16 protein-coding genes are annotated in these 20,223 nt (G+C 64.3%); 6 read left to right on the top strand and 10 right to left on the bottom strand.

Going from position 1 to position 20,223, the window contains the following annotated elements; genetic code table 11:
- Positions 1–198: 198 nt before the first annotated feature.
- The 4 genes from BXY53_RS13245 to BXY53_RS13260 form a co-directional block, all read right to left on the bottom strand.
- Positions 199–1,221 carry a hypothetical protein gene (locus BXY53_RS13245; protein ID WP_147361568.1) on the bottom strand — a complete coding sequence of 341 codons (1,023 nt, stop codon included), beginning with the start codon at positions 1,219–1,221 and terminating at the stop codon, positions 199–201.
- Positions 1,222–1,488: 267 nt separating this feature from the next.
- Positions 1,489–1,716, bottom strand: coding sequence for a helix-turn-helix transcriptional regulator (locus BXY53_RS13250; RefSeq protein WP_119062496.1), 228 nt, complete (start codon positions 1,714–1,716; stop codon positions 1,489–1,491).
- A 256-nt stretch (positions 1,717–1,972) separates the two neighbouring features.
- Positions 1,973–4,180 (bottom strand): phage tail tape measure protein, encoded by a 2,208-nt coding sequence (locus tag BXY53_RS13255; protein ID WP_119062497.1) that lies wholly within the window; start codon positions 4,178–4,180, stop codon positions 1,973–1,975.
- Positions 4,181–4,463: 283 nt separating this feature from the next.
- Complete coding sequence (locus BXY53_RS13260; RefSeq protein ID WP_119062498.1) at positions 4,464–5,696, bottom strand: tyrosine-type recombinase/integrase; 1,233 nt, start codon at positions 5,694–5,696, stop codon at positions 4,464–4,466.
- Positions 5,697–6,102: 406 nt separating this feature from the next.
- On the opposite strand from BXY53_RS13260, the gene BXY53_RS13265 reads away from it, so the two are divergent.
- From BXY53_RS13265 to BXY53_RS13285, 5 genes are all read left to right on the top strand, one after another.
- Entirely contained in the window at positions 6,103–7,329 is a 1,227-nt protein-coding gene (locus BXY53_RS13265; protein WP_119062499.1) for an ABC transporter substrate-binding protein, read from the top strand.
- An 85-nt stretch (positions 7,330–7,414) separates the two neighbouring features.
- Positions 7,415–8,281: a branched-chain amino acid ABC transporter permease gene (locus BXY53_RS13270; RefSeq protein WP_119062500.1), complete on the top strand. Its 867-nt coding sequence runs from the start codon at positions 7,415–7,417 to the stop codon at positions 8,279–8,281.
- A complete protein-coding gene (locus BXY53_RS13275) occupies positions 8,278–9,249 on the top strand; it encodes a branched-chain amino acid ABC transporter permease (RefSeq protein ID WP_119062501.1) in 972 nt (323 codons plus the stop codon). The genes BXY53_RS13270 and BXY53_RS13275 overlap by 4 nt, the downstream gene beginning before the upstream one ends.
- Complete coding sequence (locus tag BXY53_RS13280) at positions 9,239–10,009, top strand: ABC transporter ATP-binding protein (protein ID WP_119062502.1); 771 nt, start codon at positions 9,239–9,241, stop codon at positions 10,007–10,009. Before BXY53_RS13275 ends, BXY53_RS13280 begins: the two co-directional genes overlap by 11 nt.
- Positions 10,009–10,707 carry an ABC transporter ATP-binding protein gene (locus BXY53_RS13285; protein WP_119062503.1) on the top strand — a complete coding sequence of 233 codons (699 nt, stop codon included), beginning with the start codon at positions 10,009–10,011 and terminating at the stop codon, positions 10,705–10,707. Before BXY53_RS13280 ends, BXY53_RS13285 begins: the two co-directional genes overlap by 1 nt.
- 340 nt (positions 10,708–11,047) lie before the next feature.
- On the opposite strand, the gene BXY53_RS13290 is transcribed toward BXY53_RS13285, so the two are convergent.
- The 3 genes from BXY53_RS13290 to BXY53_RS13300 all read right to left on the bottom strand — a co-directional run bounded on the left by BXY53_RS13290 (position 11,048) and on the right by BXY53_RS13300 (position 14,266).
- Entirely contained in the window at positions 11,048–11,269 is a 222-nt protein-coding gene (locus BXY53_RS13290; protein ID WP_119062504.1) for a dihydroxyacetone kinase subunit DhaK, read from the bottom strand.
- Positions 11,270–11,581: 312 nt separating this feature from the next.
- Positions 11,582–12,562, bottom strand: coding sequence for an HAD family hydrolase (locus tag BXY53_RS13295; RefSeq protein WP_119062505.1), 981 nt, complete (start codon positions 12,560–12,562; stop codon positions 11,582–11,584).
- A 60-nt stretch (positions 12,563–12,622) separates the two neighbouring features.
- A complete protein-coding gene (locus tag BXY53_RS13300; protein ID WP_119062506.1) occupies positions 12,623–14,266 on the bottom strand; it encodes an arylsulfatase in 1,644 nt (547 codons plus the stop codon).
- Between the two features lie 293 nt (positions 14,267–14,559).
- Between BXY53_RS13300 and BXY53_RS13305 the strand changes: the two genes are divergently transcribed.
- The gene (locus BXY53_RS13305; RefSeq protein WP_119062507.1) at positions 14,560–16,716 is read left to right on the top strand and encodes a multiheme c-type cytochrome; all 2,157 of its coding nucleotides are present in this window, start codon (positions 14,560–14,562) and stop codon (positions 16,714–16,716) included.
- A gap of 6 nt (positions 16,717–16,722) precedes the next feature.
- Here the strand turns inward: BXY53_RS13305 and BXY53_RS13310 are convergent, their stop codons facing one another.
- From BXY53_RS13310 to BXY53_RS13320, 3 genes are all read right to left on the bottom strand, one after another.
- Positions 16,723–17,685, bottom strand: coding sequence for a SphA family protein (locus BXY53_RS13310; protein WP_170144462.1), 963 nt, complete (start codon positions 17,683–17,685; stop codon positions 16,723–16,725).
- Positions 17,686–18,323: 638 nt separating this feature from the next.
- On the bottom strand, positions 18,324–19,262 hold the full coding sequence (locus BXY53_RS13315) for a TatD family hydrolase (RefSeq protein WP_245410479.1): 939 nt from the start codon (positions 19,260–19,262) through the stop codon (positions 18,324–18,326).
- A gap of 17 nt (positions 19,263–19,279) precedes the next feature.
- Positions 19,280–20,149, bottom strand: a complete 870-nt coding sequence (locus BXY53_RS13320) for an EboA domain-containing protein (protein ID WP_119062510.1) — start codon at positions 20,147–20,149, stop codon at positions 19,280–19,282.
- Positions 20,150–20,223 lie beyond the last annotated feature (74 nt).

Raw genomic sequence — 20,223 nt, forward strand, 5'->3', positions numbered from 1 at the left:
CGGGTTTGTGTTCATACACGATGACCTGCTCGCCCTGCTCCAACTTTCGCCTTGCCATGCTTCCCTCCTATGTTCGGGCCCGTCAGGGCCGGTTTCCGCTGAGAAGCCCAGAGACGGCCACTCAGCGGCATTCTTTCGATTTTCGCTGCCACCCCAGCGCGGACGCGCGGTTTGGCGGCTGTGGCGGCGCTCAGGGCGTCAGACATTCACCAAAGGCCGCTCCCAAGCGCGGTTCGTGAGATATCGCCACGCGTCCATTACCGGCAGGCCAGCGGCCTCGCAGTCGCGCTGATAGGCCGGGATCGCGTCAGTGGCCGCGCGGCGATCGTCCGCGCCCAGCTTCCGCCAAGTCAGGCGAGCTTTCTCTTTGCCTTTGCGCTTCAGTGGGTACGCTGACCAGAACCGATCGAACGACTTGTCGCTCGCGATGCGATCGGCCTCGCGGCGGACAACGCTGAACAGGTCGCGCGGACTCATCCCGCGAAGCGTGGCGATGTCGCATAGGGACTCAATCCGGCGAAGCAGATTTCCGGGCTTCATCTCGGGCAAAGCCGCCTCAAGGGCCCGCCTCGCCTCTGGATTCGCTCTGAGCCGGTTTTCATCATTGACCCAGATTCCGGCGTCGTTGTGCTGAGGCGCGTGCGGCGTCCCCAAAGACGCCGCCGCGCCGTCCTCTCGCGCGCGCGCAAAGGTCGGGGGAAGATCTGGGGCAGATCGTGGGTACGCCATGTACCCCCTTTTGGGAACGTCATGTACCCCCTTCTGACACGCAGCGTACCCCCTTCCATCATCCGCATCCCGCGAAGGGGCTACGCCATGTATCCCCTTTTCCGAACGGGGTACGTCATGTACCCCCTTTTCCGCCGTATCGCCCGGCGCAATGGCATCATCGCCGATGCTCGTGTCGGGGTCGCCTTCAGCGTCCTGCGCAGACTTGGGTTCGTTTTGACCCCAAGTGGATTGCGTGGCCTCGTGAGTGTCGCCATCCTTTGCCATCGCGCGCTGGAGCTCCTCGATCGTCTGGTCAGGGATGAAATCGTAGGTGATCTTGCGGCCGCGCCCGTCGCCTTCTCGCCTGGCAGAAAAAACCTTGGCCTTTTCAAGATTGCGCAGCTCGGCCTTGACGCGGTTGCGGCCGGTCCGGCGGATCGCGGCGATGGTCTGCTGTGATGGTCGCGCGCCGGCGGCTGTGCCGCTATCTGCATGGCCGAGAACGATCATCGCGGTGACCTTCTCGGCATTCGTCAGATCGCTTAGCAGGATCGACCAGAAGGCCCGGAACCAGGGCGATTTCTTACTGCCTCGTTTGCGCAGGACGCGCGCCCGGATCTCCGCAGGTGATTTTTCAGGTGAGAAATCCATGATCGCCGCCTTTCGCGCTTGCTTTTCGCGCGCCGACGCGGCAACCTACAGGCGCGTTTGATGATTCGTGAATGTGCCGCGGGGTCCAGTGTCGGCTGGGCGCCGCGGCTTTTTTCGTTCCGGGCATCACGCGACTTCCTCCTTATTGATCTGCTCGATCAGCGCCCGAATATCCTCGGCGCGCCAGACGGTCGCGCGGCCGATCTTCACCGGCTGCGGGAAGCGCCCCGATTTCACGCCGGCCCACCATCCAGAACGCGAAACCGGAATAATCGGCGGGATCGGCGGGTTCGCCGTGTCGTCGCCGATGATGTGCTTGATCCGCAGGAAGCCCGTGGAAGGCAAATGCTGCATTTTTTCCTCCTTCGTCACTCTTCATCGTCTAACGAAGACCATAAAGGTGCAACTTGCGGAGTCAAGAAAGTATATCTCAACCTAAAATAGATTTTTCTTGGTTTTCATCATTTATTCAAGGCGCGCGTTCGACGAAAGTCGGTGTCAATTGATGATAGACACTTGCGAATGACCGGGATGGCCGCGCGCGATGACTGCCCGAAGCGAGCGGCCGGCGGGGAAGGTTTGGAGTGTGCGGAAGGCGTGCGAGGGGCGTTCAGTTGACGCCGTCGGCCAACTGTTTGTTGCCCTTCTTCTTCATCTCAGAGGCGACAGCACTGGCCGTGGCGTTGCCGATGGCCTGCGGTGAGGCGTTCGTCTGGTTCACGCTCACGCTGACGGAAACGCCGCCCACGTTGGTCACGTGGTTGTTGGTTTCCTTCACCGGCTTGACGATCGGCAGATCGGCCGCGGGGCCGCGCGGCGCGCGCGTGCCCGTGTTCGCGCCGCGGCCAGGCACGACCCCGCTCGGCAAGGTGCGCTGGCGCGCGTCCCCAGCCCTCTTCGCCTGTTCCTTCAGCTTTTCGACCGCGCCCAAAGCTTTCGCGGGGTTCTCCAGCCCGAAGATGTTGCGCCCGATCCAAGTGCCGCGCAGCGACTCCACGACGTCGATGTTTTCGCGCAGCCAGCCCAGCGCATCCGCGAGGCCGCTGATGGCGTCCGCGACGGTCTTGATCGGCGTGCCGACGAGCCAGCCGACGAACTTGCCGATCGCTTTGCCGACGCTGTTGAAGCTGCCAAGCCAGCCTTCCGGCCATTCGATCCCGAGAAGCTCGCCAAGGCCGTCAGAGAGCCGCCCGAACAGCCGCCCGACGCCGGTGTCGGCAAGACCCTTGAGCGAGTCGATGGCCGGCTGCAGGCCTTCGACGAAGCCCGACCACAGCCCGCCGCCGAACGCCGCGAGCGGCTTGCGCAGAACGACGATTGCCGCCGCGATGGCGGTGATCGCCCAAGCCATGGGCGACAAGGCGAGGCCGGCGAGCTTGCTCAGTCCACGCGTGAACAGGCTCAGCCCGCCGGCCGGCCCCGCCAGCTTCGAGAACGCCCCGCCCACGATGCGCGCCGCCGATTTCAGCATGAACAGCTTTGCCGCGGCGCGCGCAAGGCCCATGACGATCCCGAGCCCCGCCATCGCCGTCAGGGCCGTTCCGATCTTCACGAGCCCGCCTGTGATTTCGGGATGCGCCTTGGCGAAATCCGTGATCGCGCCGAAGGCGTCGCGCGTGGCGCGGGCGATCGCGCGCAGGGGCGAGAGAAGGTTCTGATTGAGAACCACCAGCGTTTCCTTGATCGCGTTCCAGGCGCCGGTGAGATCGCTGGACGTCTTGTCGAGCTGGATCAGATATTCACGAGTGAGCGCGCCCGGGCCGCGAAGATGAACGCCGCGTTCAAGCTCGTCGTGCTTTTCGAGCAGCACGTCGAAGCCGCCGATGATCTTGTTGATGCGGCTGGTCTGCGATAGCCCGAGAATATCGACGAGGATTTCCTTGCGGGCGATCGGATCGGTGACGCCGCGCAGGCGTTTGATGAAGCTCAGGAAGCCCGCGAACTTGTTCTCGTGAAGGCTTTCGGCCAGCTCGCGGGCATCATAGCCCAGAGACGTGATCGCGTTCGCGCCCTTCTTCGTGGTGTGCGCGGTCTGCAGGCGGGTGAGGATCATGCGCAGGCTCAGACCAGCCCGGCGGGCCTGCTCGCCCATCGTCAGCATGGCCGCGCCGACGGTGGCCGTCTGCTGCGCGGTAAAGCCGAGCTCTTTCGCGTCCGCGCCGACACGATTGAAGAACTTCAGAATATCCTTCGCCGAAGCGATGGTCGTGTTATCCAGGTGGTTGATCCAGTCGGCGACGGTGCGCACTTCGGTCCAGTCGCGCAGCTTGAAGATGCTCTTCAGGCGGATCATCGCCTTGGCGGACTCGCCGGCGTTCAGATCCAGCGCGACGACCATCTTCGAGATCAGGCGAACGACGTCCTTGATATCCTCGCGCCCGCGCACGCCCAGCCGTCCGGCCTCGAAGGCCATTTCGGCGGCCTGCTTGTGCGACACGCCCAAGGTGCGCGTCATCTTCATCAGCTCGCGGCCGAAGGAGCGCGTGTCAGCGGCCGACATGTCCGTGACTTTGCGGACCTGCGCCATCTGGTCCTCGAAATCGACCGCGAATTTTGTCGGGATGCCGATGGCCGCGCCGGCCCCGATGGCCCACTTCGTCAGCGATTGCTGGTAGTGCTGGAGCTGCTGCTGCTGCTTGCGGATCTGCTGGCCGGCCTGCTCGACTGAGCCGAGCATGTTACGAAAGCCGCCGCGAAAGGACTGATTGAAGTCGCGCCCGACGCGCTTGATGCGCTCAAGCTGTGACCGAATCCGCCGCGCGGCTTGCGTGAACTGATCGCGCAGACGAACGAGAACGGAAACGTCGAGATCGGCCATGCGGCGCGCCCTTTCTGCACGTCGCCCATGCCGTCACTCGATCCGCAGCGCGATCTACATCATCGGAACCGATTTAATCCGATTTAATCCACGCTTGACCAGTATTGTACAACTCTTGGGCGCCATCAGATCGAGAACCAGCCGGCTGTGTGCTTCGTGATGACGGGCCAAATCAAGATCAGCCCGGCTGACGGCTCGATTTCCTCGGATGATAGTCAGTCCTGAACGGAAAAACAACCATCCGGGGGCGATTCAGGCGCGAATTTATGCTTGCGGGCCACAGTCAGGCGCTTGCCCGCGCCAGGGGCGTGACGTTCGCGCCGGCGGGGACCGCGCAATGCGCCGCCCAGGCTTCCATCAGCTTGCGGCGCTTCTCGAAGAGATCGCCGCGCCGGTAGGCCGCTTCGACCTTGTTGTCGATGGTGTGGGCCAGGGCCATTTCGCAGACATCGCGCGGGAAGCTCGACACCTCACCCGCCCAGTCGCGGAACGCCGAGCGGAAGCCGTGCGGGACGTAGTGCCCGCGGGGGCCGTCCTTGCCGTAGCCCATGCGGCGCATCGCCTGCAAAAGCGCCATGTTTGACAGCGGCCGGCCTGGGCGCGCGCCGGGGAACACGAACGGGCTGTTGCCCACGCGCGGCAGGCTTTCCAGAAGCGCGAGAGCAGGGGCGCTGAGCGGGACGCGATGCTCGCGGCGCGCCCCGGCGACGGCCTTCATGCGTTCGGCCGGCACGGTCCACACGCCCGACTCGAGATCGACTTCATCCCAACGCGCGCCGAGCACTTCGCTTGTGCGGCACGCGGTGAGGATCAGGAAGCGCAGCGCGGCGTAAGCGAGGCCGGGCGTCGCCTCCAGCTCACGATAGAAAGCGGGCAGGTCGCTGTAGGGCATCGCGGGGTGATGCGCGGTCTGCTTCACGCGGCTAGGGTTCGGCAAGAGCTTGTCGAGATGGCCGCGCCAGCGCGCCGGGTTCATGGCGTCGCGGTAGCCGTGCGCAGCGCCGTAGTCGAGCACGTTTTCGATGCGCCCCTGAAGGCGCTTGGCGGTTTCGGTCTTGGAGAGCCAGATCGGGCGCAAGACCGCCAGAATGTCGTCGGTTCCGAGCGCATCGACGCTGCGCGCCCCGATCTTGTGGCGCGCGTAGGTTTTCAGGGTCGCAACCCACTGCCTTGCGTGCTTCGGGTTGCGCCAGCTCCGCCGGTGCGCGCGAATGTACTCCGCCGCGAGCGACGTGAAGGTCGGCACGGCGCGCTTTTCGGCGTCGCGCGCGACGATCGGGTCAATGCCGGCCTTCACCTGCCGACGGGCCCGCGTGGCGACCTGGCGGGCCTCAGCAAGCTCGACATCGGGAAAGCGGCCAAGCCCCATGTCGCGGCGCCTGCCGTTGATGGTGTAGCGGAATACCCATTTGCGCGCCCCGCTCGTCGCCACGACGAGGCGCAGCCCGCCGCCATCGTGATAGATGCCCGGCTTCGCGGCGGCCGCCTTGCGCGCGGTCAGTTTATGTACGGCCATGATCCTGGTCCCACATTGCGTCCCACAGTTTGCATAGATTACAGCGGACGCGCGCGGACAGTCAAGGACAATAAATCGCTGATATACAGCGGCTTTTCGGATCGTATCGGACGGCCAAAAACCCCATGTTGGCGGACACCCCCTCCGCCACGCTGCATCCGTCCACGTTCACGCAGCTTCGCCCACAGGTCTTGAGCCGGATTGCATAAGTGCACTAAAAATACACAGGTTCCTGCCGTCGGCCGCACTGTCCTTTCGAGCCAGCACCGTGACTGCGTCCCGTGTCCGGCTCTTTTCGGCGATCATGGCGGAACAACTCTGACGCAGGCGAGGAGCGTCGTGAGCGGATTGACGCCTCACCACGCTGTCCGAGCGCGCAAGACGCGTGCCAGTTAGGGAGCAGCTCATGCATAAACATCTGACGAAATTTGCCAGTGCCATAGCCGTGGCGGCTTCGCTTGCTGCTGGTTCCTCAGTCCACGCACAGGAGGAGCCCATCAAGATCGGCGCGATTTACATCTTCTCGGGCGTCGCGGCGACCTATGGTGAATTCGCGCAGCGCGGCGCGGATCTGGCCGTCGAAGAGATCAACGCGAGCGGCGGCGTGCTCGGCCGGCCGCTGGAGATCACCTATGAGGACAGCCAGATCAAGGCGCAGACCGCCATTCAGGCCATGCGCAAGCTGGTCTATCAGGAAGAGGTCGATGTGCTGATGGGCCTCGACTCGAGCGGCGTGGCCACCGGCGTTGTCCCGATCGTCCCGGAAGTCCAGACGCCGTTCATCATCACCCATGCGGCCACACCCGATGTCACTGGCAAGCTGTGCAACGAGTGGACCTACCGGGTCAGCGTGAACATCAACCAGAACGTCAAGGGCGCGGCGACCATGGCCGCTGAAACCGACGCTCAGACCTGGACGACGGTCGGCCCGGACTATGCTTTCGGCCGGCAGTCCTGGGACTTCTTCCAGCAGTATCTCGGGGAGCTGAACCCCGATGCAGAGTTTTCCGATTCGCCGTCCTTCCCGGCCTTCGGCACGGAAGATTTCACGCCCTTCATCAATGCCGTGATCGACGCGCAGCCTGACGGCGTGTTCGTCTCGCTGTGGGGCGGCGACCTGGTCAACTTCATTCGCCAGGCCAGCGATCTCGGCTTCTTCGAGCAGGACTTCGAGGTCATCATGTCGCTGGGCGCGGCAACCGAGGTTCTCTCGGCCCTGGGCGATCAGATGCCGGAGGGCGTGACCGTGGGCACGCGCTACTGGTACGCCGGCCCCGACAACCCGACCAACGACGCGTTCGTGAAAGCCTATCGCGAGCGTCACGGCACGCCGCCGAGCTATAACGCGCAGAATGCCTACGCAGCGGTCTATGCCTACAAGAACGCGATCGAGACGGCCGGCGAGGTCGACAAGGCCGCGATCCGCGATGCGCTTTCAGGCATGACCTTCCAGGCGCCAATCGGCGAGGTAACCTTCCGTGAAGGCGACCACCAGGCGGTCGTGGGGCCGGCTTACGGCGTCACCAGGGACGATCCCGACAGCGAAATCGCGATGCTTGAGCCGCTGCGGCTGTTAGCCGGTGAAGACGTCACGCCAGCAGTCGAAGACACGGGCTGCAATCTGGCCCAGTAACATGCGCAACGCCGACCGCGGCCGGCTGTAAACCGGCAGGCCGCGGCGGCCACTCGCCCCTCATTCACATCCCCCCGGAGTGATCATGGAAAGCGTCGTCGCGGCACTGTGGAACAGCCTGGAACTGGGCGTTCTGCTCTTCCTGATTGCCGTTGGACTGAACATCATCTTCGGCGTGCTGAACATCATCAACTTCGCGCACGGCGCGCTGTACATGCTCGGCGCTTATGCCGCCTTCACACTGACAGGCCTGCTCGGGCTGCCGTTCTGGATCGCGCTGATTGCCGGGCCGCTGCTGGTGGCCGTGCTGGCCGCGGTCGTCGAGCGCGTGATGCTGCACAACATCTATGACCGGCCGATCACCGACACGCTTCTGCTCACCTTCGCCCTCCTGCTCATTATCGACGAGGCGGTGAAGTGGGTCTGGGGCACGGGGATTCATATCGTCGAGCCTCCGGAAATCCTGGCCGGCACCTTCTCGCTGCTGGGCACGCAGCAGTCGGTTTACAGCCTGTTCGTGCTTGCCGTCGGCATCGTCGTGGGCGGGGGCCTGTGGCTGTTCTTTACCCGCACACTGGCCGGCAAGGTCATGCGCGCGGCGGCCAGCGATCGGAAGATGTCGCGGCTGGTGGGCATAAACGTGCCCCTCGTCTTCACAGCCGTGTTCGCGCTGGGCGCGGGCATCGCCGCACTCGGCGGGGTGATCGCCGCGCCGATCCGCGCGATCTCGCCTGGCATGGGCAGCAACATCATCGTCGAGTCGTTCATCGTCGTGGTCATCGGCGGGCTCGGCAGCTTTCCCGGCGCCTTCCTCGGCGCAATCGTGCTGGGTGCCATCCACGGCTTCGGCTCGCGGTTCCTGCCCGAACTGAACATTGTGCTGCCATTCATCGGGATGGCGGTTGTGCTTCTTCTCAAACCGCAGGGTCTGATGGGGCGCTCCGCGATATGAACTCCTGGAAACTCTTGGCTGGCGCGGTCCTCGCAGCGTTGCTTGTCGCGCTGTGGTTCCTGCCGTCTTGGTCGCCCTACTTCTATATCTTCGTGGCGACCGAGATCCTGATCCTCGGTCTGTTTGCTGCGGGCTTCAATCTCGTCTTCGGCTACACCGGCATGCTGAGCCTCGGGCACGCGGCGTTCTTCGGCTTCGGCGCCTATGTCGTCGCGATGCTGGCGCTGCACCTGGAGGCGCCGCTGTTGCCGGCGCTCGCCGCGGCGGTCATCGGCAGCGGCCTGCTGGCGCTGGTGATCGGCTTTTTCTGCGTGCGCCTGACCGAGGTGTATTTCACCATGCTCACGCTTGCCTTCGGCATGATGGTGTTCTCAATCGCTCAGCAGTGGCGCAGCGTGACCAATGGCTCGGATGGCATCACCGGCTTTCCGGTCAGCGAACTCGGTCTCGGCCTGGGACTGACGCTGGGCAATCCCGCCGTGTTCTATCAGGTGACCCTCAGCGTGGTGGTGCTGGCTGCGGCGGTGCTCTATATCATTACGCTCTCACCGTTCGGCCTGGTGCTGAAGGCCATGGCGGAGAACCCCGAGCGCGTGGCATTTACGGGCATTCCGGTGCGCCGCTACAGGCTTTACAGCTTCGTGCTCTCGGGCATGTTCTGCGGGCTGGCCGGCGGGCTGTTCGCGCCTTTTACGCGCGTCGCCTCGCCGGAGATGCTGCACTGGTCGCAGTCGGCCGAGCCGGTGCTGATGGCCATTCTCGGCGGATCAGCCACCTTTCTCGGCCCGTTTATCGGCTCGGCGATCTTCGTGCTGCTGGAAACCTGGATCACGAGCTTCACCGAGCGCTGGATGCTGTTCCTCGGCATCGTGCTTGCGCTGATGGTGATATTCCTGCGTCGCGGGTTGTTCGGCACGGCAGTGGATTTCGTGCTGGCAAGGGCAAGGAGGCGCGATCATGCAGCGTGATCCAATCCTGCAGGCGGAGAACGTGACCAAGCGGTTCGGCGGCGTGACTGCGGTCGACGGCGTCTCGGTCAACCTCGCAGTGGGCGAGACCGTCGCGCTGATCGGGCCGAACGGCGCTGGCAAGACGACCTTCTACAATGTCGTTTCCGGCCGCATGGCCCCCACATCCGGGCGCATCCTGTTCGAGGGCACCGATATCTCCGGCAAGCCCGCCCACGAGATCGCGCGGCTCGGCATCTCGCGCTCGTTCCAGGTGACCAACGTCTTCAACGAACTGAGTTTGCGGGAGAATGTGCAGGTCGCGCTGGTCAGCCACCGCGGCAAGAGCCTGCGCCTGTTCAGTGTGCTGAGCTACGACCGCGCGTTGCGCGAGGAGGCGGACGCCGTCCTCGCCAGGCTGGGACTGGCCGAGATGTCCGAGCAGCGGACCGGCACGTTGTCCTACGGCGACAAGCGCCTGCTGGAACTGGCGATCGTGCTGGCCACCGAGCCGCGGCTGATTCTGCTCGATGAGCCAACTGCCGGCCTTACGCCGGAGGAAACGCGCAAGGTCATCCGGCTGATTGACGGCCTGCGCGCGGACCAGCCCTACACCTTCTTCATAACGGAGCACGACATGGAGGTAGTGTTCAATCTGGCCGATCGCGTTCTCGTCATGCATCGCGGCCGACTGCTCGCACAAGGCACGCCTGACGAGGTTCGCACGGACCCGCATGTGAAAGCGGCTTATCTCGGCGAGGATGACGAAGCGGCGGCGTAATGCTGGAAGTCAAGGACATCCACACGTACTACGGCGAAAGTCACGCGCTGCACGGTGTCAGCCTGGCTGTCGGAGAAGGCGAAACGGTCTGCCTGCTGGGGCGCAATGGCGCGGGCAAGACGACAACCCTCTCCTCGATCGTCGGCATCCAGCCGGCGCACTCGGGCAAGATCACGTTTCTGGGCCAAGAGATCACCCGCAAATACGCATATGCCATCACGCGGATGGGCCTGTGCCTCGTTCCCGAGGACCGGCGCATCTTCCCGGACCTGACGGTCGAGGAAAATCTTGAGGTCTCCGCGTATCACGGCGACCGAGAGATCACCTGGACGACGGAGCGGGTGTTCGACGAGTTCCCGATGCTCGCCGAACTGCGGCACCAGCCGGGCGGCACGCTCTCCGGCGGGCAACAGCAGATGCTCGCGATCGCCCGGGCGCTCGTGGGCCAGCCGCTGCTGCTTCTGCTCGACGAACCAAGCGAAGGACTGGCGCCGGTGATTGTGCAGCAGATCGGCCGGCTGATCGACCAGCTATCGGAGACCACCACGATCCTGTTCACGGACCAGAACCTCCGATTTGCGCTCAAGCACGCCCAACGCTGCTACATCCTGGAAAAGGGGCAGGTGGTCTATCAGGGGACGACGCAGGAGCTGCGCGATGATCCCGAGCTGCAGCACAAGTACCTGTCGGTTGCCTAGAGACCACCGAAGATCCGGCAGAGCGATCAGCGCCAGCGATAACAGCATCGGCTAACTGGGGGCATTTGGCGGCGTAGCGGGTTTGCCAGCGCGTTCCTTTTGCCCCCCGACCGGCGGGGAACGATCGGTTTTCAGGGTCAAAGAGGAACGGCGGGTTGCCCTCTCGACCGGGGCTCCCACTACCTCGAAGCTCCTGATCCTGATTCAGAGATGCGGTGAAAGCGCCCCCTTTCTCCAAAAAAGCTGGCACCGCCGGGCGCAGTAAACTGCCCGTCGGCACTCTGTTCGGCAACGCGCTCCTGTTGTCTCAAACGAAACAGCATTCATACGGGCTGTGGCGTTATGCGCCCCAGCGCAACGCCGCGGTGTGAACAGGGGCGTCCCACATCGCCTTCATCTCATCGTCGAGCTTGATGAGCGTGATCGAACAGCCGGCCGTCTCCGGCGAGGTGCAGTAATTGCCCACCAGGCTTCGCGCGACGTTGAGACCACGCGTCTCGCAACGGCGCAACGCCGCGTCGAGCCTGGCTGTGCAGCGAGCTTTCGACGGCAACGTCATCATTGGTCAGGACGGTCGCGGTCGGGCCTTCGCCCATCTCGGCCACCATCTCGAAGTTCATGACGATGTCGCCGCACAGGCTCACCTTGACACTGCGCGCCTCGGCCGTCAGCCCGGCGGCGGGCACCTCGATCATGATGACCATGCGTGGCAGCGCGCAGGCGATCCCAGCGCGGCGCAAGTCCGCGACCCTCGGTCATCATTTCGCGCGCCTGTGCGAGTTTGTTTGGGATCGTGACCATCGGGAACATGACGTTCACCGGCCCGAGCGCCGCAGCACCCCCCTTATAGAAACGATGCATATTTCGAAGAAATCTATGGGCTCACCGGCCAGACCCGCCCCCAGTCCTCGGCCATGTCGACGATCAGCCAGCCGCGATCCGGGCCTTCGTCCAGCCCGCGAACCAGCTTGCCGACGGGGCTCTCGCGGTCATAGGCGAATTCGCGTGCGCCATCGGTGTGGTGCACGATCATGCCGAAGCGCGGGCCATCGCCTGCCGTCGTCCATTCCAGCATCTGGAAATCGCCGTCGGAGTTGCCGGCAGCGAAGATCGGGCGCTTGCCGATCCGGCTGTCGATGGCCAGCGGCTTGCCGGCCTTGTCGTTGATGAAAAAGATGCCCGGCTCTTTCAGGATCGCCGGCGCGCCGTTGGCCTCATAATCTGCTGGCCCGACGCTGCCGACCACCTGATGCGGCGGGATGCCATAGGCCTCGGCGGCGAAGGCGCGGATGAAGTGCACGCCGCCGCCCGAGACGATCCAGGTCGAGAAGTCCTCATCGCGGAGATAAGCGAGGAGTTCCAGCATCGGCTGGTAGAGCATTTCGTTATAGGCCATGCCGGTGGTGGGGTGACGAGTGCTCTCTAGCCAATCCCGCACGTCTGCCTGAAACGCGTCGACGCTGACGCCTGAATGCGAAACCGCCAGCACCTCCAGCAGGCCCTCCTTGCCGTGTGCCAGCAACCCCTCGACATCGCCGTTCGCGGCGGCCTTGAGCGCATCCGAGTTCAGGATCGACGGGTCGGCTTCCGCCTTCTCGCGCACGCGGTCGATGGCGTAGAGAAGCTGGAAATAGAACGGCTTCTCGGCCCACAGCGTGCCGTCATTGTCGAAGACGGCGATGCGATCTGGCGGAGTCACGTACTGATCGGAGGCGGGGTCCGTGACGCTCTCGACAAACGCGACGATCCGCGCCTTGGCCTCGGTATCCCGCCACGACGGAAGCGGATCGGCCAGCAGCGGCATCACGCTCAGGCAGAGCGCGGCCCCAGCGGCCAGAGCATATCGGGCAAGCATGGTTCGCTCCTGCCTAGAGTGCGCAACACGTCATGGAGGCGCCTTGGCATCAGGCGCGGGTCAGCGCGCGCCCACCGCCCCCGCCTCCAGGGCTTCCATCACCTGGTCGATGCTGAAGCTGGCCGGCTTCTGGCGCGGCGGAAACTCCTTGAACGTCTCCAGGAACCGCTGCACGTAAGCCTGCGCCGGCACCAGCACGAAGGCGCGGTCAAGCAACCAGTCGTAATAGGTGTTCGAGGTGATCTGCGCCCGCTCGTAAGGGTCCCGCCGCAGATTGAAGAGCAAGGGAATGCGAAGCGGCGTGAACGGGTTTGACCAGGCTTCCAGAGTGTTCGGCCGGCGCTGCTCCAAGAATACCACCTTCCAGTCCTGGTAACGCAGCGCGGACAGGTCGCCGTCGTCCGTGAAGTAGAAGATTTCCTTGCGCGGGCTTTCGTCCGCCTCGCCCTTCAGCAGCGGGAGGATGTTGTAGCCGTCGAGATGAACACGGTAATCGCGGCCGATCGCTTCCATGCCGTCGGTGCGCAGCTTCTCCTGCACGTTCGGATCGCCCGCGATGGCCAGCAAGGTCGGCAGCCAGTCCATGTGGTGAACGATCTCGTTCGTGACCGCGCCCGCCTCGATCTGGCCCGGCCACCGCACGAAGGCCGGGACACGCCAGCCGCCCTCGAAGTTGGTATTCTTCTCGCCGCGGAAGGGCGTCATCGCCGCGTCCGGCCAGGTGTTCATGTGAGGGCCGTTGTCGGTCGAGTAGAAAACGAGCGTGTCGTCGGCGATGCCGAGTTCGTCGAGCAGATCGAGAAACTTGCCGACATGCATGTCGTGCTCGACCATTGCGTCCGCGTACTCGTTCTGGCCGGAGATGCCGCGGATTTCGTCCTTGATATGCGTGCGGAAATGCATCCGCGTGCCGTTCCACCAGACGAACCACGGATTGCCGGCCTCGGTCTGCTCGCGGATGAATTCGATGGCCGCGTCCGAAGTCTCGTCGTCGATGACCTTCATGCGCTCTCGGGTCAGCGGCCCGGTGTCCTCGATCTCTTGGGTGATTTGGTCGCCGTCATAGTTCGCACTGGAGCGTATGACGCCGCGCGGCCCGAACTTTTCGAGGAAGGTCTGCCCATCCGGCATGACCGCATCGCGCGGATAGTCCGGGTGTTCCGGCTCTTCCTCGGCATTGAGGTGGTAGAGGTTGCCGAAGAACTGGTCGAAGCCATGATTGGTCGGCAGGTGCTCGTTCTTGTCGCCCAGATGGTTCTTGCCGAACTGGCCGGTGGCGTAACCCTGTTCCTTGAGGAGCCCGGCGATGGTCGGGTCTTCCTCGCGCATCCCGAGATCGGCGCCCGGCAATCCAACCTTCGACAGCCCGGTGCGGAACACGCTCTGGCCGGTGATGAACGAGGAGCGCCCAGCAGTGCAGGACTGCTCGCCGTAGTAATCGGTGAAGCTCATGCCCTCGTTGGCGATCCGGTCGATGTTGGGCGTGCGATAGCCCATCATCCCGCGGTTGTTGAACGAGATATTGGTGATGCCGACGTCGTCACCCCACAGGACGAGGATGTTCGGCTTGTCCGTCTGCGCCTGCGCCGAGGCGGCTGACAGCAGAACTTGCGCGGCGGCAATGAACAGATAGAGGCCGATAACGTGGCAGATAATGGCGCGCGCCCAGTGAAAGGCGTGTCGGCCTGGGGCGTGATGAGGCATGACTGGCTCCCGCAATGAGGCATCGGGTCAAAGAGCGCGGTGTCGGTCGAGCGGCGACTTGGCCGCTGGTCGCGCTCAGTGCATCGCTTCAGACTAGCGCAGATTCTTCACGCAAGGCACTCGGATATTTGGCAGAAGATAAAGCAAAAAATTTCCTCAGTAGAGGAATTATTCACAAAGCCGATTAAAATTGCGCGTTTCGATCGGACAAATCCGATTATCAAATATTTCATCCATTTATCAAAAACTTGCCTTTCGCGCATTCGCTCCCGCGCTAGTTGCGTTCGAGACCGATGATCCGCTCCTGCATTTTCCCGGCTGTTCTGTCGGCGCTGGCCGTTCTGGCGACCGGCCTGTCGCTATCGGGTGCGCCGCCCGCGCCGCACTACGTGGGCTCGCAGGCTTGCGTCGGTTGTCACGCCGATGCGGCAAAGGCTTGGGAGAAATCGCACCATGCATTGGCGTGGACCAAGGCGAACCAGACGACCGTGCTGGGTGACTTCGACGGCGCGCGCTTCGCCCAAGACGGCGTGTGGACGCAGTTCAATATCGAGGACGGCCAGCATGTCATCGCGACCGAAGGCCCCGAGGGAAAAGAGCGCGCCTATCCGGTCAAGGGCGTTGCCGGCATCGAGCCGCTACAGCAATACCTGCTGGAAACCGCGCCGGGCCGGCTGCAAGCCTTCGACATCGCATGGGATACTGAGAAAAAGCACTGGTACCACCTCTATCCCGGTCAGGACCTGAAGCCCGGCGACGGGCTGCACTGGACCGGCCCTTACAAGACCTGGAACGCGCGGTGCGCCGATTGCCACGCGACCGGGTACGAAAAGAATTACGATCCGAAGGCGCGGCGGTACACGAGCACGCAGGCCGAGATTGGCGTGGGGTGCGAGGCGTGCCACGGACCGGGCGCGGCGCATTTGGCGTGGGCGGAAGCCCCTTCGCGCCAACCCGTCGGACCGGGCTTGACCGACAAGGGCTTCACCATCGGATTCGACCCCGACAGCGCCGAGACCGAAATCCAGCAATGCGCCGCCTGCCATTCCCGCCGCGAGCCGCTGGGCGATGCCAGCCCTGTGCCCGGCACACCGTTTCACGATGCCTACAATCTGGCGCTGCTGCGCGAGGGGCTTTATCACGCCGACGGGGCAATCCTCGACGAAGTCTTCGTCTACGGCTCCTTCCTGCAATCGAAGATGTACGAGAAAGGCGTGCGCTGCAGCGACTGTCATGAACCACATTCGGCGGAGTTGAAGCTTGAGGGCAACGCCATCTGCACGCAGTGTCATTCACCGGCCGGCAACCCGCGTTTCCCGAGCCTGCGCAAAGCGGAATACAGCGATCCCGCGCATCACTTCCACGAGCCGGGCGCGCCGGGTGCGCAGTGCAGGAGCTGCCACATGATCGAGCGCGTCTACATGGGCATCGATGGCCGGCGCGATCACAGCTTCCGCGTGCCGCGCCCGGACCTGTCGGTGAAGATCGGCACGCCGAACGCCTGCACCGACTGCCATGCGGACAAGGGCGCCGAATGGGCGGCCGCGAAGGTCGCGCAGTGGTTCCCCGACGGGCGGTCGGGCACGCCGCATTACGGCGAGACGCTGCACGCCGGGCGCACGAATACTTCGCCCGAGACGCGCGACAAGCTGCTGGCGCTGGCGCGCGACACCTCAGAGCCCGCGATTGTGCGCGCAACGGCACTGGACCTGCTGCGCCGGATGGTGGACGCGAGCGTACTGGATGAGACCGTGCCGCTGCTGCGGGACGACAGCCCGCTTCTGCGTGCGGCGGCCCTCCGGCTGTTTCAGGCGGCTCCGGCGGAGCGCCGCCTTCAGGCCGCCGCCGGGCTGCTTGATGACCCCGTGCGCTCCGTCCGGCTGGAGGCCGCGAAGCTGTTGATCGGTCAGCCCCTTGGAGCACTTTCCGCAGCGCAACGGCAGGCCGCCCAGGCCGTGCTGGCGGACTATCAACGCACGCTGTTCGCCCGCGCCGACTATCCCGAGACGCAAATGCAGATCGCCGGCGTGGCGATGACCCTTAGAAATTTCGGCGCGGCCCAGGGCGCACTGAAAGAGGCCTTGCGGATGGACCCGCAGCTCGCGGATGCGTGGCTTACGCTGTCACGGATCCAGGCGGCGCTGGGCCAGCGCGACGAGGCCCTCAAGACGCTGGAGCGCGCGTCCCGGAACGTGCCGGACAATGGCGACATCTTTCACCTGCTCGGCGCGCTCTACGCGCAGCAGCAGGCGCACCAGAAGGCAATCGAAGCGCTTGAGAGAAGCTTGGCGCTCGCGGGGTCGTCGCCCGAACGGCTGGAAATGCTCGCGCTTGAGAACTTGTTCGCAGGGAACCGCGGTAAAGCGCGCGAATATGCCGGCCGATTGCGGGACTCCTATCCGGGCCATCAGCCAAGCGCGCCGATCCGGCGACTGCTTAAGCCGAACTGAGCCGCCTCACTGCACGGGCACGAAGACCGTGAAGAAGGCGGCGTCGCCCTCAAGCCGGTTTTTCGCGTCGAACTCGTGATACCAGCGCAGCCGCCTCGACACCGGCGTCTCGCCAATCTGGAAGTTGTAGCCGACGAACGGCCCGACCGCCGCCACGCGCCCCTTGAAGTCGCCAAGGGCAGGCGGCCCCCCGCTGTCGGCACTGATCTGCTCGTAGTAGTAGCCGACCACGCCCGCGCTGAACTGCTGAGTGAAGCTCTTGATCGCCGCGAATTCCAGATGGAACTCGTTGCCGGTCTGGTAGCCTGTATCCGGGTTCTCCGCGTGGGTCGTGAAACCGGCGGCAGCGGACAAATCCAGCCCGATATTCGGGTCGAGCCATGTAACCGCCGCGGTCACGTCCAGCCCCCATCGGTTGAAGCCGATGTCTGCAGCGGAATTTTCGTCCCATTCGCCAATCGGAATGTTGAGCAAGGCGCCGACATTCCAGTGCCAGTTGCCGCGGTTCCAGCCCACGAAGGCGGAGGCAACCGGATCGCCAAAAGCGAGTTCATCATCACGGATTGTTCGCCGCAATGCGGCGTCCTCCGAGGAGAGATTGCCGGCCGCGAAAATGTCCTTCCACCCGATGGGAACGATCATGCCGAAACCGAAATTCCCGCCCAGCACGGTCAGCGGGGTGACGACCAGCGGCGTCAGCAGCTTGTAATAGGCATCGGCCTCGACCTCGAAGCCCGCCTGAACCGTCACATCGCCGATCTCGAAGGCGCCTGAGCCGGATGCGTCTCCCGTGTAGTAGTAGTCGTCGCTTTGCAGATAGACGCCGGGCGGCGGGATGATGCCGGCTTGCGCGTTCTTGGAGCCCAGCAGGTAAAAGCTTGACGCGCCTTCCGCGGCTTGCGCGTTGTCCGTGTGTAGCGTGCACAGCACGACGCCCGCGCAGATCAGTCCCGCCAATCGACGAAGCATCGTTGTCCCTCCAGTGCCCGGCGTGTGTGGCATAGGAACACACGCTCAGATTGCATACCGGGACTTTCCGCAACGAATCAGGGCACGTCAACGTGGAGCGGGTGCGCTTCACGCCATTCACGCGCAAGCACGCGCGCTTTACCCGCTGATGGTGTAGCGGGGACACAGAATTGGGGTCGCCGCATCAGCCCGAAGCGCGGTGCTTGAGGCTTTTGCCGGTGCACGCATCACCACGCCGCGCAAGCGCGGGCCGCCCGCGGGGACCGGGGGACAAGCCTCCAATCTGCTTGGCGTTTCGTCTCCAAGTCATCGCGGATAAGCTTACAAGAGGTGAGCCTGCTCGTGGCAACTGAGGACGTACCTTGCCGAGCGACGCCGCCTCGGGGTGAACTGGTGCGCTCCTCGGCTTGGTGCTTGCCGTCAGCCACTGCCACCCTGCCGATGTCTGCCGTGTCCATGGCCGGATATGTGCCGCTCTCGAACCTCCGGCGCGTTTTTCCAATGATTTGCGACAGTAGCGACACAGCCGCCACCCTGGTCGCTGGCCTGGGTTAGCGTCGTGGACCCCGGGCTTCTCCGGGTCACCGCTCGCTCGGGCCGACCGCTGACGCGTTGGCGCATCGCGCGGTCGCCGGGCACTACCTGATGATGAGCTTGTCTTCCGCCTGCGCGGGCGACACTGGCTCCTCGATGCGCGGGGCGGCGCCGCCGCGCAGGATCGAGTTTCCGGCATACAGCGTGCGCTGATCAATTGGCGACGGGTTGAGCCAGTCCTCTTCGGACATCTGGCCGCTCTGGCCATACGCCGCGAGCGCGTTCGCGTAGCAGGCCTTGTGGATTTGCTCCTGCGGAATGCCGCGCTCGGCTGCGAGCTTCGCCGTCTTGGGAACGGCAAGGCTATCCGAGACGCCCCAGTCGCAGGCCGAATCCACGATGATCCGCTCCGCCCCGTACTGCTTGAGCAGTTCGACCATCCGCTCGTTGCCCATCTTCGAGCCGGGATAGATCGAGAAGGCGGCCCAGAAGCCGCGCTGCAGCGTCTCGGCGATGGTCTCCTCGTTGTTGTGGTCGACGACGACCTTGTCCGGCGGCAAGCCATGTTCCTCCACCACGTCCATCGAGCGCGATGTGCCGCGCTTCTTGTCGCGATGCGGCGTGTGGATCATCACGGGCAGGTCGAGTTCCTTGGCCAGTTCGAGCTGGGCGCGGAAATACTTGTCCTCCAGCGGGGTCTGCTCGTCATAGCCGATCTCGCCGATCGCCACGACGCCGTCCTTCAGCGCGAAGCGCGGCAGGATCTCCATCACCTGCTCGGCCAGTTCCTCGTTATTGGCTTCCTTGGAGTTCAGCCCGATCGTGCAGTAGTGGCGGATGCCGAACTGCCCGGCGCGAAAGCGCTCCCAGCCGACGATGGTGGACAGATAGTCGATATAGGTGCCGACATATGTGCGCGGCTGGCCGATCCAGAAGGCCGGCTCGATCACGGCGACGACTCCGGCGGCGGCCATGGCCTCGTAGTCGTTCGTGGTGCGCGAGATCATGTGCGCGTGCGGGTCGATGTACATCGGCGTGGTCATGGCGCGGCTCCTTGTCTTCACGCGGCGTCGAGACGCGCGCTCAAGACGTCCCAGGTCAGGGTACCGTCCGCAATTTGCGCGGCGAGCTCATGCATTGCGGCAAGGCGCTCGGCGGCCAGCGGCGACGGGCTTACGCTCAGCGCCAGCGCGGCGGCCGCTTGTTCATTCGGGTCGCTGCTACGCGCGGCCTGGTCCAGATCGGCGAGCGCCGCCTCGTCTTGCGCAAACGGCCCCACGCACCGCCAAAGCTCGGGCGAGACCGGCCGCCCGGCCGCCCAGCGCTCATGGGCATAGTCGCGCAGCATCTGCGCCAGTTCCGCATTGGCCCGCTCATCCAGCCCCTGGATCGGGTGCAGCCGGCTGTCCACGAACAGCGCCTTGAGCACCATGTGGTTCCAGCGCGACTCGTCAAAATACAGGCGCGGATAGGGGTTATTGTGCGCGACCGCCTCGAAGATCGCGCGCATGTTCGATCGCACGCCCTCGGCGGCCTGGGGCTCCAGCGCCTCGGGCGACGGGTAGAGGATCAGCCCGCGATAGAACGCAATCGCCTCCGCCACGTCGGCTGTTCGGCAGAGCTGGCGGAAGCGCTCGGGAAAGTCGTTGCGGCCCGCGACGGTCTGCAAGAGGGTCAGGACGCGAGCGGTGCCGTCGACGCTCCACCCTTGCGGGGACCACCCCGGCTGCACGCGTTCAGCAGCAGCAAGGTCGTCGGCGGTGAGATCGAGATCGGCCTTCCCGAGCTTGCGCGGGATCAGCCCCAGCGTGATGAAGAGGTCTTTCTCCGGCGTCGCTGCGCCTGCGGCATTGCGCTCCTCAAGCCATTGCCAGTGCTCGGGCGGAAGCTGGCGCTGAAGCCAGCCTTGCATCAGATCGCGTGCTGTCATGACCGGGCCTCTATCGTTTTCTGAAAGCGTTGTTCGGCCCGTTGCTTCATCGGCTTGTTATCTTTAAGCATCTC

Source organism: Dichotomicrobium thermohalophilum, assembly GCF_003550175.1.
Taxonomy (GTDB): Bacteria; Pseudomonadota; Alphaproteobacteria; order Rhizobiales; family Rhodomicrobiaceae; genus Dichotomicrobium; species Dichotomicrobium thermohalophilum.

Coding starts and splice junctions, on each gene's coding strand:
- BXY53_RS13245 (WP_147361568.1), bottom strand. CDS start 1,221: ATGATCGTTCTCGGCCATGCAGATAGCGGCACAGCCGCCGGCGCGCGA.
- BXY53_RS13250 (WP_119062496.1), bottom strand. CDS start 1,716: ATGCAGCATTTGCCTTCCACGGGCTTCCTGCGGATCAAGCACATCATC.
- BXY53_RS13255 (WP_119062497.1), bottom strand. CDS start 4,180: ATGGCCGATCTCGACGTTTCCGTTCTCGTTCGTCTGCGCGATCAGTTC.
- BXY53_RS13260 (WP_119062498.1), bottom strand. CDS start 5,696: ATGGCCGTACATAAACTGACCGCGCGCAAGGCGGCCGCCGCGAAGCCG.
- BXY53_RS13265 (WP_119062499.1), top strand. CDS start 6,103: ATGCATAAACATCTGACGAAATTTGCCAGTGCCATAGCCGTGGCGGCT.
- BXY53_RS13270 (WP_119062500.1), top strand. CDS start 7,415: ATGGAAAGCGTCGTCGCGGCACTGTGGAACAGCCTGGAACTGGGCGTT.
- BXY53_RS13275 (WP_119062501.1), top strand. CDS start 8,278: ATGAACTCCTGGAAACTCTTGGCTGGCGCGGTCCTCGCAGCGTTGCTT.
- BXY53_RS13280 (WP_119062502.1), top strand. CDS start 9,239: ATGCAGCGTGATCCAATCCTGCAGGCGGAGAACGTGACCAAGCGGTTC.
- BXY53_RS13285 (WP_119062503.1), top strand. CDS start 10,009: ATGCTGGAAGTCAAGGACATCCACACGTACTACGGCGAAAGTCACGCG.
- BXY53_RS13290 (WP_119062504.1), bottom strand. CDS start 11,269: ATGATGACGTTGCCGTCGAAAGCTCGCTGCACAGCCAGGCTCGACGCG.
- BXY53_RS13295 (WP_119062505.1), bottom strand. CDS start 12,562: ATGCTTGCCCGATATGCTCTGGCCGCTGGGGCCGCGCTCTGCCTGAGC.
- BXY53_RS13300 (WP_119062506.1), bottom strand. CDS start 14,266: ATGCCTCATCACGCCCCAGGCCGACACGCCTTTCACTGGGCGCGCGCC.
- BXY53_RS13305 (WP_119062507.1), top strand. CDS start 14,560: ATGATCCGCTCCTGCATTTTCCCGGCTGTTCTGTCGGCGCTGGCCGTT.
- BXY53_RS13310 (WP_170144462.1), bottom strand. CDS start 17,685: ATGCTTCGTCGATTGGCGGGACTGATCTGCGCGGGCGTCGTGCTGTGC.
- BXY53_RS13315 (WP_245410479.1), bottom strand. CDS start 19,262: ATGACCACGCCGATGTACATCGACCCGCACGCGCACATGATCTCGCGC.
- BXY53_RS13320 (WP_119062510.1), bottom strand. CDS start 20,149: ATGACAGCACGCGATCTGATGCAAGGCTGGCTTCAGCGCCAGCTTCCG.